Genomic DNA, 11,171 nt, shown 5'->3' on the forward strand with positions numbered 1-11,171 from the left:
CAGCCGTTTACGGGTCAGGCCTCCTGCAGTTGGGCCCGGCGCAGCGCCCGGTGGACGCCCTCCGGGGTCAGTACGCCGACCAGCGCGCCGGATTCCGGGTCCGTGACCCCGATCCGCCCCGAGTCCTCCTGCAGCAGGGCGGCGAGCGCCTCGCGCAGGGTCGCCCCGAGCTCCACCGAGGCCGCCGGGTCCGTCCCCTGCGCCGCGGCCAGGTCGGCCACCTCGACCGCGGTGACCGCGAGCCGCTTGAGCCCCCGGTCGGCGCCGACGAAGGAGGCCACGTAGTCGGTGGCGGGCGCCCCGAGCACGGCCGCCGGGCGGGCGAACTGCTCGATGGTGCCCGTGCCGTAGACCGCGATGCGGTCGCCGAGCCGGATCGCCTCCTCGAGGTCATGGGTGACCAGCAGGATCGTCTTGCGCACCGTCTTCTGCAGGGTCAGGAACTCGTTCTGCAGCCGCTCGCGCACCACGGGGTCCACCGCGCCGAAGGGCTCGTCCATCAGCAGCACCGGCGGATCGGCGGCGAGCGCGCGGGCCACGCCGACGCGCTGGCGCTGCCCGCCGGACAGCTGCTCCGGGTACCGGCCCCCGTACACGGCCGGGTCCAGGCCGACCAGTTCGAGCAGTTCGGCCGCCCGGGCGCGGGCCTTCGCCCTCGGGGTGCCGATCAGCTGCGGCACGGTTGCCGTGTTCTCCAGCACCGTCTTGTGCGGGAACAGCCCGACCTGCTGGATGACGTACCCGATCCGGCGGCGCAGCTCGACCGGATCGGCGGCCGCGATGTCCTCGCCGCCCAGGAGGATCCGGCCGGAGGTCGGGTCGATGAGGCGGTTGACCATCTTCATCGTGGTCGTCTTGCCGCAGCCGGACGGTCCCACGAGCGTGACCAGCTCACCCTCCGCCACCTCGAAGGACAGGTCCTCGACGGCTGTCGTCCCGTCGGGGTATCGCTTGGTCACATGCTCGAATCGGATCACCAACCCATCTTTCCGCACGCCGGCCGCTCTTTTGTGAAGGCCGTGTTGCTCCCGTGCGAAGGATTCCGTCCATTGAGGGTGGTGGGGGTTAGGGTCGCTGTAACGGGTGACCGTGAAGACGTACGTTCGAATGGCGGGGGGTGAGGGGTGTGGCGGCACAGAACTGCCTGGTGGCGAACGACTGGATCTGCTGGGACTACGTCACCTCCCGCTCCCAGGAACTGACCGACGCCACCCTCGAACACATCTGGCTCACGGGCGTGTCGGTCCTGACCGGCATCGCCGTGTCCGTGCCGCTCGCCCTGCTGGCCCGCCGAGGCCGCCACTGGGCGGCACCCGTCCTCGGCCTGACCACCCTCCTCTACACGATCCCCTCGCTCGCCATGTTCTCCCTGCTGCTGCCGGTGTTCGGACTCTCGGCGGCCCCGGTGGTGACGGGACTGGTGCTGTATTCGCTGACGATCCTGGTCCGCAACGTCCTGGCCGGCCTGGAGGCCGTCCCCGAGGACGTACGGGAGGCCGCGCGCGGCATGGGATACGGCCCGGGGCGCCTGCTGTGGCAGGTGGAACTGCCGCTCGCGCTGCCCGCGCTGCTCGCCGGCGTACGGATCGCCACCGTCTCGACGGTCGCGTTGACCACGGTCGGCTCCATCGTCGGCAAGGGCGGCCTCGGCAATCTCATCGCCCCGGCCGTGAACAGTTCCTTCAAGGCCCAGGTACTCACCGCCTCGGTGCTGTGCGTGCTGCTCGCGCTCGCGGCCGACCTGCTGCTGCTCGGCGTCCAGCGGCTGCTCACCCCGTGGACCCGGGCCGGTGCCGGAGGCCGGGCCGCGGCCCGGGCGTCGGCTGCGGCCCGGGGGATGGCTCCGGTTCCGGTTCCGGCTCCGACGTCGCCGTCGGCTCCGGCGAAGGGGGCCTGAGGCCGTGGGGGGCGTCCTCGGAGGGGCCTGGGACTGGCTGGCGAACGGCGCCAACTGGTCCGGGGAGAGCGGTGTCTGGCACCGGCTCGGCGAGCACGTCTACGTCAGCGCGGTCGCGCTCGCGATCGCCTGCGTGGTGGCGCTGCCGATCGGCCTGTTCCTCGGCCACCTCGGCAAGGGCGGCACCCTCGCGATCAACATCTCCAACATCGGCCGGGCCGTCCCCGTCTTCGCGGTGCTGGCCCTGTTCATGGTCTCCCCGCTGCGGAACGCCGGCTACCTGCCCACCATCGCCGCGCTCGTGCTCTTCGCCGTCCCGCCGCTGCTGACCAACGCCTACGTCGGCATGCGCGAGGTGGACCGCTCGGTCGTGGAGGCCGCCCGCGGCATGGGCATGTCCGGGATCCAGCTCTTCCTGCGCGTCGAACTGCCGCTCGCGCGCGCCATGGTGATGACCGGGCTGCGCTCGGGCGCCGTCCAGGTCATCGCCACGGCCACGATCGCCGCCATGGTCGGCCAGGGCGGCCTCGGCCGGATCATCACCGCCGGCTTCAACACGTACAACACCCCGCAGGTCGTCGCGGGCGCCCTGCTGGTGGCCGCGCTCGCCCTGCTGGTGGAGGGCGCGCTGGTGGCGGCGGACCGGCTGCTGCTGCCGCGGGCCGCGGCGTCCCGCTGATTTCTGTCCATCGCCTCGAACGGAGAACCTCCATGACCAAGACCACGCGCGTCCTCGGCGTGTCCATGGGCGCCCTGGCCCTGACGGTGTCACTGGCCGCGTGTGGCGGCGACAGCCTGGAGAAGAGCAAGGACGGCGGCCCGGCCTCCGCCGACTCCTCCTCGTCCGCGGGCGGCGGCAAGGGCAGCCTGGTGATCGGCGCGGCCGGGTTCACCGAGTCGAACGTGCTGGCCGAGCTGTACGCGCAGATCCTCAAGGACGCGGGCTACAGCACCTCGGTCAAGACGGTCAACAACCGGGAGCTGTACGAGCCCTCGCTGGAGAAGGGCGAGATCGACATCGTCCCGGAGTACGCGGCCACGCTCGCGGAGTTCCTCAACGCCAAGGTCAACGGCCCGAAGGCACCCGAGGAGAAGCCGGTCGCCTCCAGCGACGTCGCGGCGACGGTGGCGGCCCTGGAGAAGCTCGCGGCCCCGCTCGGCCTGAAGGCGCTGACCGCCGGCGAGGCGGTCGACCAGAACGCATTCGCCGTGACCAAGGAATTCGCCCGGAAGAACAACCTGAAGACGCTTTCCGATCTTGGTAAGTCCGGACTCGAGGTGAAGGTCGCGGCGGGAGACGAATGCAGCGTCCGGCCGTTCTGCGCACCGGGGCTGACAAAGACGTACGGAATTCAAGTTTCCGGTATCGACCCGAAGGGCGTCGGCACCCCGCAGGCCAAGCAGGCGGTCAAGGACGGCGCCGACCAGCTTGTGCTCACCACGACCACCGACGCCACCCTCGACAGCTACGGCCTGGTCCTGCTGGAGGACGACAAGAAGCTCCAGAACGCCGACAACGTCCTGCCGGTGGTCCATGCCGGTGACGCGGGAACCCCGGAGATCGCGGCCGCGCTCGACAAGCTGACCAAGGCGCTCACGACGGCCGACCTGGCCGATCTGAACCGCAAGGTGGACGCCGAGCGCGCCAAGCCCGCCGACGTTGCGAAGGCCTACCTGGAGTCCAAGGGACTGCTGAAGAAGTAGCGCGCATGGGATTGATGGAGAAAAGTGGCTTAACTGCCCGGGAAGAGTTTGCCGGGCGGGTATCCCACTCGACCTCCAAGCCCTGTAAATTTCGGGCCATGCCCCGTGGACGCCACCGCAATCCCGAACCCCTGCACCGGCTGCTCACGCCGACGATCGTGGCCGGTGTATCCGTCGTCGGTGCCGGCGCGGCCTGGTTGCCGGCGGAACCGATGGCGCTCCGGCTCCTCGTGGCCGTCACGGCGGCCGCCGGGGTCGCCGGCGCCGTCGTCATGCGCGCCTGGGACCGCTCGGCGGGCCGCCGCGTGGCCGAGCTCGCGCGCGAGCGGGTCAAGGACGAGTGGCGGACGGACGAGCGGATAGCCGAGCTCGAATCCGACCTCGAAGAGGCCCGGATGCTGCGGGCCAGGCTCGACGCCAAACTGCGCGCCAAGCGGGTCGAACTGGCGGGCCTGCGCGGCGAGCACGCGGCACTGCTGAGGCGGTACGCGACCGCCGAGACCGAGCGCGCCAGCGCCCTGGAGGGCCGCCGGCTGCTGGCCATCGAGGCCTCCGCGGCTCCGGCCGCCGCGCCGAAGGAACTGACGGCCGTCACCGAGGAGCGCACCTCGGCGGGCGCGCCCACCGCGGTCGGCTACGCCCGGGCCCAGTCGGCCCTGGAGGCGCTGGCCCGCAGGCGTCAGGCGGCGCGGGCGCTGCCCGCGGGGCCGTCGGCCCCCGATCCCGACCCCGGCCCCGGCGGGGGCCACACCCCCGCTGCCGCCTCGCTGCCCGCCCGCCGTCCGGCGGCCGCGGTGGCCCCGTACGCCGCCCAGCGGCGTACGGCCTCGCGCGTCGAGGGCGGCTTCGACTTCTTCGGCACCAAGAACGCGGCACAGGCCCGCGCGGTGATCGAGGCGGTGCAGAACGAGGACCTGGCCGACGTGGTCGGCGCGGAGGCCCTCGCGGTGCACAAGGCCGAGGCCGCCCGGGCCGTGGTCGAGCCGGAGTTCAAGCCGGCGACCGACGAGACCCGCGCGGTGGGTCAGGTCATCGACCTGACGGCTCATGACGAGACCGAGCCGATCGACGTGGCCCGGCTCCGCACCGCGATCTCCTGAGGGCCGTCCCGCAATCCCCGGTGGGCCTCGGCGGATCGAGTCGAACCAGCGGACCACCTGCGGCGCCGAGCGGACGGCCGGCCGGGGGTCAGGGGAAGGCCGGGCGGGCGTCACGGCCACCGGCTCCAGCGGCAACGGCGCGGCCGGCGCGACCCGCCCCACCGAGCGGGCGGCGGTCATCGAGACGACGAAGGACACCACCCGGGGCGGCGAGCACCGCGCCCCCCGGCTCCAGGGTTCTCCCGGTCCCCGGTACTCCAGCTCCTCAGAACAGCGGTAGCTGACCGGGATGTTCGGACAGCACGAAGCCGTCCAGGGTCGGCGCGGAGGCGCCGAGCACCACCCGGGCCCGGGATCCGGGGCAGGACACCAGGTCGCCGCGCCCCCGCCCGGAGGGTGGATCGTGGCGGGCGATCCGTCCGGCGGTGACGGCGCAGTCGCGGCCGCAGGAGGGGCAGGCCCGGCGGGGAGAGTGGGACATGCCGCCCAGTCTGCCCTGCCCCACCGACATCAGCTCCGCCGACCGGAGATGCTCGCGAACCCACCCTGGATCCGATGTCTCCCCGACGGGCTATTTGTCGATGTCGCCGACCACGAAGAAGAGCGAACCCAGGATCGCCACCATGTCGGCGACCAACTGCCCCGGCAGCAGTACCGCCAGCGCCTGGATGTTGTTGTACGAGGCGCTGCGCAGCTTCAGCCGGTACGGGGTCTTCTCGCCCTTGGAGACGAGGTAGTAGCCGTTGATGCCGAGCGGGTTCTCGGTCCAGGCATACGTGTGCCCCTCCGGCGCCTTCAGGACCTTGGGCAGCCGCTGATTGATCGGCCCCGGCGGGAGGTCGTCCATCCGGTCCAGGCAGGCCACGGCCAGGTCGAGCGCATTGTGGGTCTGGTCCAGCAGGCACTCGAAGCGGGCCAGGCAGTCGCCCTCGGTGCGCGTGACGACCTTCAGGACGTCCTGGAGCTCGCCGTAGGCCAGGTACGGCTCGTCGCGGCGCAGGTCGAAGTCGACGCCGGAGGCGCGGGCGATCGGGCCGGAGACCCCGTACGCGTGCACCGCCTCGGCGGACAGGACGCCGACCCCGCGCGTACGGCCGCGGAAGATCTCGTTCCCGTGGACCAGCTTGTCGTAGACGTCCATCCGGGTCCGCACGTCGGCGATGGCGGCGCGGGCCCGGCCGAGCCACCCGGCCGGGAGGTCCTCCTTGAGGCCGCCGACCCGGTTGAACATGTAGTGCATACGGCCGCCGGAGATCTCCTCCATGACGGCCTGGAGCTCCTCGCGTTCCCGGAACGCGTGGAAGATCGGGGTGATTCCGCCCAGTTCGAGCGGGTACGAGCCGAGGAACATCAGGTGGTTCAGCACCCGGTTCAGCTCGGCCAGCAGCGTCCGCATCCACACGGCCCGCTCGGGGACCTCCATGCCGAGCATCCGCTCGACGGCCATGACCACGCCCAGCTCGTTCGAGAACGCGGACAGCCAGTCGTGGCGGTTCGCGAGCATCACGATCTGCCGGTAGTCGCGGGCCTCGAAGAGTTTCTCCGCACCGCGGTGCATGTAGCCGACCACCGGTTCGGCGCTGACGATCCGCTCGCCGTCCAGGACGAGGCGCAGGCGCAGCACGCCGTGCGTGGAAGGGTGCTGGGGGCCGATGTTGAGCACCATGTCGGTGCTCTCCGCCGCTCCGCCGATACCGACCGTGGTCTCCGTCATGCGGGCATTGTCTCAGCCCTAGGGTGGGCGCATGGAAACGGGGACAATGGGTGAGACGGACGGCCCCGCGTGGGTCGGGCTGCCCCGCGGGCTGCTCACACTGCGCCGGACGCTGCTGCTGATATGGACGGTGCTGCTCGCCGTCGTGACCGCCGTCGTACCGGGGCTGACGTTCGGCCCGGCCTGGGCGGCCCTCGGGGCGGCCTGGCTCGCGGTCCTGGCCTGGGGCTGGGTGCTCCTCGGCCGGAACTGGCGGTCCTGGCGGTATGCCGAACGCGCGGACGACCTGCTGATCAGCCGGGGTGTGCTGTGGCGGGAGGAGACCGTGGTGCCGTACGGGCGGATGCAACTGGTCGAGGTCACCTCCGGCCCGCTGGAGCGCCGCTTCCGCCTGGCCTCCGTACAACTGCACACGGCCGCGGCGGCCAGCGACGCCAAGATCCCCGGGCTGGTGCCGGCCGAGGCGGAGCGGCTGCGCGACCGCCTCACCGCCCTCGGCGAGGCAAGGTCGGCGGGCCTGTGACCTCCGGGACTTCCGGTCCGGAGGGCTCGGACCCCCGCCTCGACGTACGCGACGCCCAGGCCGCACCCGAGCCGCCCGCCGCGGGCCGGCCCGTACGCGTGGGGCCCGCCGCGGGCGAACGCTCCGCAGGCGGCTCGCCCGCCGCCGAGTCCGCCGCCGAGTCCGCCGCCGCGCCCGCGGCCGGCGACGCGGTGGAGCGCCGGCTGCACCCCTTCACCCCGCTGCGCCGCGCCTGGGTGCCGATCGCCGCTACCGTCGGCGTGCTCGCCCAGCAGGGCGACAAGGCCGGGAGATGGGTGGCCGACCAGCCGGCCCTCCTGCGGGTGGCGGCGACGGTGGGCCTGATCATGGTCTTCGGCGCCTACGGATTCCTGAGCTGGTGGTTCACCCACTACGCCATCACCGACACCGAACTGCGCATCCGCAGCGGGCTCCTCTTCCGGCGCACCGCCCACATCCGCCTCGACCGGCTCCAGGCCGTGGACGTCACCCGCCCCCTCCTGGCCCGGCTGACCGGCGTCGCCAGCCTGCGGCTCGACGTCATCGGTACCGAGGACAAGGACCAGCTGGCCTTCCTCGGCGAGAAGGAGGCCGTCGCCCTGCGCGCCGAGCTCCTCGCGCGCGCGGCCGGCTTCGCCCCCGAGGAGGCCGTGAGCCTGGGCGAAGCCCCCGAACACGAGCTGCTGCGCGTGACCCCGCGCGAGCTCGTCGTGTCGCTGCTGCTCAACCTCGGCGTCTGGGCCCTGCTGGTCCCCGGGCTGACCGTGCCGGCCGTCGTGTGGTGGCTCAGCTCCAGCCCGTGGGCGGCCCTCGTCGCCGTGCTCCCGATGCTGGGCGCGGTCTGGGCGGGTACCGCGGGCCGCTTCCTCACCGAGTACGACTGGCGGGTCGCCGAATCCCCGGACGGGCTGCGCCTGGACCACGGGCTGCTGGACCGGGCCCACGAGACCGTGCCGCCGGGGCGCGTGCAGTGCGTACGGATCGTGGAGCCGCTGCTGTGGCGCCGGCGCGGCCTGGTCCGCGTGGAGCTGAAGGTGGCGGGCTCGAACAACACGGTCCTGATCCCCGTGGCCGCGAAGGGCGCCGCCTTCGCCATGATCGCCCGGGTGCTGCCCGGGGTGGACCTGGCGGCCCTGTCCTTCTCGGGATCCCCGCGGGCGGGGTCCCGCTGGGTGGTCCCGGTGTGGTGGAGGGGCTACGCCCTGGCGCTCTCCCCGGAGGTGTTCGCCGCCCGGCACGGCCGCCTGTGCCTGCGTACGGACATCGTTCCCCACGCCAAGGTGCAGAGCGTCCGCTTCACCCAGGGCCCGTGGGCCCGCGCCCGCGGGGTCGCCGACGTCCACGTGGACACCGGCGCGAACTGCACGGTCACGGCCCGGCTGCGCCCGGAGCCGGAGGCCGCGGCCCTGCTGCACGCCCAGGCCGCACGCTCCCGCACCTCCCGGGCATCGGCGCGTCCGGACCGCTGGATGACGGAGCCGGGTGGGTGAGGCGAGTGCGTGAGCCGGGTGCGTGAGCCGGACGGGGGGACGGCCGCGGCACCCGAGGGGGAACGCCCCGCGGGGTCGGACTACCCGGCTCCGCCGCCCGCGCGGACCAGGCCCGTCTCGTACGCCAGGACCACCACCTGGACCCGGTCGCGCAGCCCCAGTTTGGTCAGGATCCGGCCCACATGGGTCTTCACCGTCGCCTCCGACAGGACCAGCCGGGCCGCGATCTCGCCGTTCGACAGGCCCTGCGCCACCAGCAGCATGACCTCGCGCTCCCGCTCCGTCAGCCGCTCGATGTCCTTGTTCTGCGGCTCCTGCGTGGTCGTCGGCAGCATCGGCGCGAACCGGTCCAGCAGGCGCCGCGTCGTGGACGGGGCCACCACCGCGTCCCCGCTGTGCACCGAGCGGATGGCCGCGAGCAGCTCGCCAGGCGGGACGTCCTTCAGCATGAACCCGCTCGCGCCCGCCTTCAGGCCCGAGAAGGCGTACTCGTCCAGGTCGAAGGTGGTCAGGATGATCACCTTCGGGTGTTCCTCCGGCTCGCAGATCCGCCGCGTCGCCTCCACCCCGTCCAGCCTGGGCATGCGGACGTCCATCAGAACCACGTCCACCTTCGTGGCCCGCAGCACCTCCAGCGCCTCCAGGCCGTCGCCCGCCTCGGCGACGACCTCCATGTCCGGCTGGGCGGCGAGCACCATCCGGAAGCCGGTGCGCAGCAGCACCTGGTCGTCGACCAGCATTACTCGGATGGACATCAGTACCTCGTCCTCGTCATCTCTTCTTCAGTGGAAGCAGTGCGCTGATCCGGAATCCGCCACCGGGCCGAGGCCCCGCGTCCAGGGTTCCGCCGACCATACCGATCCGCTCGCGCATGCCGATCAGCCCGTGCCCGGCGCCGTCCGCGCCGCCGTCCTCGTACATTTCGTGGGCCGCGCCCCGGCCGTCGTCCTCGATCAGCAGGCCGAGCCCGTCGTCGAAGTAGACCAGCCGGACGCTGGCCCTGGCGTCGGGGCCGCCGTGCTTGCGGGTGTTGGTCAGCGCCTCCTGCACGATCCGGTACGCCGTCAGCTCGACCCCGCTGGGCAGCCGCCGCGGCGTGCCCTCCACCTCGAAGTCCACCGCGAGCCCTGCCGTGCGCACCTGCTCGACCAGGACCTCGATCTGCTCGACGTCCGGCTGCGGTACGTAGTCCTCGGACTCCTGGGGCTCACCGGTGCGCAGGACGCCCAGCAGCCGCCGCATCTCGGCCAGCGCCTGGCGGCCGGTGCCGGAGATGGTCCGGAGGGCTTCCTTGGCCTGCTCGGGAGCCGCGTCCATGACGTACGCCGCGCCGTCCGCCTGGACCACCATCACCGAGACGTTGTGCGCGACGACGTCGTGCAGCTCACGGGCGATCCGGGCGCGCTCGGCGGCCACGGCCACCTTGGCCTGGGCCTCGCGCTGGTTCTCCAGGCGCTGGTTCCGCTCGACGAGCTGGGCGTAGTAGGCCCGGCGGGTGCGCAGGGAGTCACCCAGTACCCAGGCGAGGGTGAAGGGGACGATGGCGAAGAGCATGAAGAGGATGTCGTCGCGGAAGTCGCCCTTGTCCACCTGGAAGCGCAGGGCGTACAGGGGGGAGGCGAGGAACCCGATGACGAGCGCGGTACGGGAGAGCCGGCGCGAGATGTCGGCCGAGGCCGCGACCGTGTACAGGATGATCAGCATCGCGAGGTCGGCGTTGTTCACCTCGGTATGGGTGATCAGCTTGTAGACGCCGGTGCCGACGGCCAGCCAGAACATGGCTTGCGTCCACTTGCGGCGCAGGGCCACCACGAGGCTCATCGCGACCACCGCGGGAACGGCGAGCAGCCGTGCGGTGGTGCTGCTGAAACTGTCGTCGGCGACTTGCAGCATCCCGATCCCGAAGAGGAAGACAGCCCAGAAGCCGTCGACGCCCGTCGGGTGTCTGCGGAGGAAGTCGTAGAGGCGCTGCACGTAACCCAGAGTAGGGAACGCAGATAGGTGCTGGAGTCAACCAGAGGGGCGAACCTGACACCGGGGGCGTACTCCCCTAGGTGGACGGAAGCATAGCCTTTGTCCGGTGAGCTCTCAGGGTGAAGGCGTGACCGCGGTCCGGTGGCGCGATGCGATGGAGGCCGCGCTGTACGGGCCCGACGGCTTCTATGTGCGCCCGGGCGGGCCGGGACCGGCCGGGCACTTCCGTACCTCCGTGCACGCCTCGGCGCAGTACGCGGCGGCCGTGGCCCGGCTGCTGCGGTGGGTGGACGCCGAGCTCGGGCACCCGGCGGAGCTGGACCTGGTCGACGTCGGGGCCGGGCGGGGGGAGCTGCTGGCCGGGGCGCTCGCGGCGCTGGAGCCGGAGACGGCCGCGCGGGTGCGCCCGTACGCCGTGGAACGGGCGGAGCGGCCGGCCGGGCTCGACCCGCGGATCCGCTGGGTCGCGGCCCCGCCCCGAGGGGCGACGGGGCTGCTCTTCGCCAACGAATGGCTGGACAACGTGCCGCTGGAGGTCGCCGAGGACGGGCATTACGTGCTGGTCGCCCCGGACGGCACGGAGAGCGCGGGCGGCCCGCTGGACGGCGCGGACCGGGCCTGGCTGGAGCGGTGGTGGCCCGGCGGCGGCCGCGCCGAGATCGGACGCGCCCGCGACGAGGCCTGGGCGGCCGCCGCCGGGACCCTGGAGCGGGGCCTGGCGGTGGCGGTGGACTACGCCCACACCCGGGGCGCGCGGCCCCCGTACGGC

Annotated in this window: 12 protein-coding genes; 7 read left to right on the top strand and 5 right to left on the bottom strand. The window is 72.6% G+C overall.

The features are described 5' to 3' along the window. Positions 1–14: 14 nt before the first annotated feature. On the bottom strand, positions 15–977 hold the full coding sequence (locus ACWGIU_RS16285) for an ABC transporter ATP-binding protein (protein WP_453706326.1): 963 nt from the start codon (positions 975–977) through the stop codon (positions 15–17). 149 nt (positions 978–1,126) lie between these two features. On the opposite strand from ACWGIU_RS16285, the gene ACWGIU_RS16290 reads away from it, so the two are divergent. The 4 genes from ACWGIU_RS16290 to ACWGIU_RS16305 all read left to right on the top strand — a co-directional run bounded on the left by ACWGIU_RS16290 (position 1,127) and on the right by ACWGIU_RS16305 (position 4,701). Then, positions 1,127–1,897, top strand: coding sequence for an ABC transporter permease (locus ACWGIU_RS16290; RefSeq protein ID WP_453706328.1), 771 nt, complete (start codon positions 1,127–1,129; stop codon positions 1,895–1,897). A 4-nt stretch (positions 1,898–1,901) separates the two neighbouring features. Next, entirely contained in the window at positions 1,902–2,576 is a 675-nt protein-coding gene (locus ACWGIU_RS16295) for an ABC transporter permease (protein ID WP_453706330.1), read from the top strand. Positions 2,577–2,608: 32 nt separating this feature from the next. Beyond that, positions 2,609–3,601: an ABC transporter substrate-binding protein gene (locus ACWGIU_RS16300; RefSeq protein WP_453706332.1), complete on the top strand. Its 993-nt coding sequence runs from the start codon at positions 2,609–2,611 to the stop codon at positions 3,599–3,601. Between the two features lie 98 nt (positions 3,602–3,699). Continuing rightward, positions 3,700–4,701 (top strand): hypothetical protein, encoded by a 1,002-nt coding sequence (locus tag ACWGIU_RS16305; protein WP_453706334.1) that lies wholly within the window; start codon positions 3,700–3,702, stop codon positions 4,699–4,701. Positions 4,702–4,966: 265 nt separating this feature from the next. Here ACWGIU_RS16305 and ACWGIU_RS16310 read toward each other — a convergent pair whose 3' ends face one another. Beyond that, positions 4,967–5,182: a hypothetical protein gene (locus ACWGIU_RS16310; protein WP_030727007.1), complete on the bottom strand. Its 216-nt coding sequence runs from the start codon at positions 5,180–5,182 to the stop codon at positions 4,967–4,969. A gap of 90 nt (positions 5,183–5,272) precedes the next feature. After that, positions 5,273–6,415 (bottom strand): NADH-quinone oxidoreductase subunit D, encoded by a 1,143-nt coding sequence (locus tag ACWGIU_RS16315; protein WP_453706336.1) that lies wholly within the window; start codon positions 6,413–6,415, stop codon positions 5,273–5,275. A gap of 31 nt (positions 6,416–6,446) precedes the next feature. Here ACWGIU_RS16315 and ACWGIU_RS16320 point away from each other — a divergent pair, with 31 nt between their 5' ends. Both ACWGIU_RS16320 and ACWGIU_RS16325 read left to right on the top strand, forming a co-directional pair. Then, the gene (locus tag ACWGIU_RS16320; RefSeq protein WP_453706338.1) at positions 6,447–6,938 is read left to right on the top strand and encodes a PH domain-containing protein; all 492 of its coding nucleotides are present in this window, start codon (positions 6,447–6,449) and stop codon (positions 6,936–6,938) included. Next, complete coding sequence (locus ACWGIU_RS16325; RefSeq protein WP_453706340.1) at positions 6,935–8,428, top strand: PH domain-containing protein; 1,494 nt, start codon at positions 6,935–6,937, stop codon at positions 8,426–8,428. Before ACWGIU_RS16320 ends, ACWGIU_RS16325 begins: the two co-directional genes overlap by 4 nt. Positions 8,429–8,508: 80 nt before the next feature. On the opposite strand, the gene ACWGIU_RS16330 is transcribed toward ACWGIU_RS16325, so the two are convergent. Together ACWGIU_RS16330 and ACWGIU_RS16335 are read right to left on the bottom strand one after the other, a co-directional pair. Further along, positions 8,509–9,183: a response regulator gene (locus ACWGIU_RS16330; protein WP_150258603.1), complete on the bottom strand. Its 675-nt coding sequence runs from the start codon at positions 9,181–9,183 to the stop codon at positions 8,509–8,511. A 16-nt stretch (positions 9,184–9,199) separates the two neighbouring features. After that, positions 9,200–10,402 carry a sensor histidine kinase gene (locus ACWGIU_RS16335; protein ID WP_453706343.1) on the bottom strand — a complete coding sequence of 401 codons (1,203 nt, stop codon included), beginning with the start codon at positions 10,400–10,402 and terminating at the stop codon, positions 9,200–9,202. Positions 10,403–10,556: 154 nt separating this feature from the next. Here ACWGIU_RS16335 and ACWGIU_RS16340 point away from each other — a divergent pair. Continuing rightward, positions 10,557–11,171, top strand: a 615-nt coding sequence (locus ACWGIU_RS16340; RefSeq protein ID WP_453706345.1) for an SAM-dependent methyltransferase, incomplete at its 3' end; no start/stop codon positions are given.

Source organism: Streptomyces sp. NPDC054840, from assembly GCF_053611065.1.

Excerpts from the sequence above, each read along its gene's own strand:
- ACWGIU_RS16300 (WP_453706332.1), top strand. The coding sequence starts at position 2,609 with ATGACCAAGACCACGCGCGTCCTCGGCGTGTCCATGGGCGCCCTGGCC.
- ACWGIU_RS16305 (WP_453706334.1), top strand. The coding sequence starts at position 3,700 with ATGCCCCGTGGACGCCACCGCAATCCCGAACCCCTGCACCGGCTGCTC.
- ACWGIU_RS16310 (WP_030727007.1), bottom strand. The coding sequence starts at position 5,182 with ATGTCCCACTCTCCCCGCCGGGCCTGCCCCTCCTGCGGCCGCGACTGC.
- ACWGIU_RS16315 (WP_453706336.1), bottom strand. The coding sequence starts at position 6,415 with ATGACGGAGACCACGGTCGGTATCGGCGGAGCGGCGGAGAGCACCGAC.
- ACWGIU_RS16320 (WP_453706338.1), top strand. The coding sequence starts at position 6,447 with ATGGAAACGGGGACAATGGGTGAGACGGACGGCCCCGCGTGGGTCGGG.
- ACWGIU_RS16330 (WP_150258603.1), bottom strand. The coding sequence starts at position 9,183 with ATGTCCATCCGAGTAATGCTGGTCGACGACCAGGTGCTGCTGCGCACC.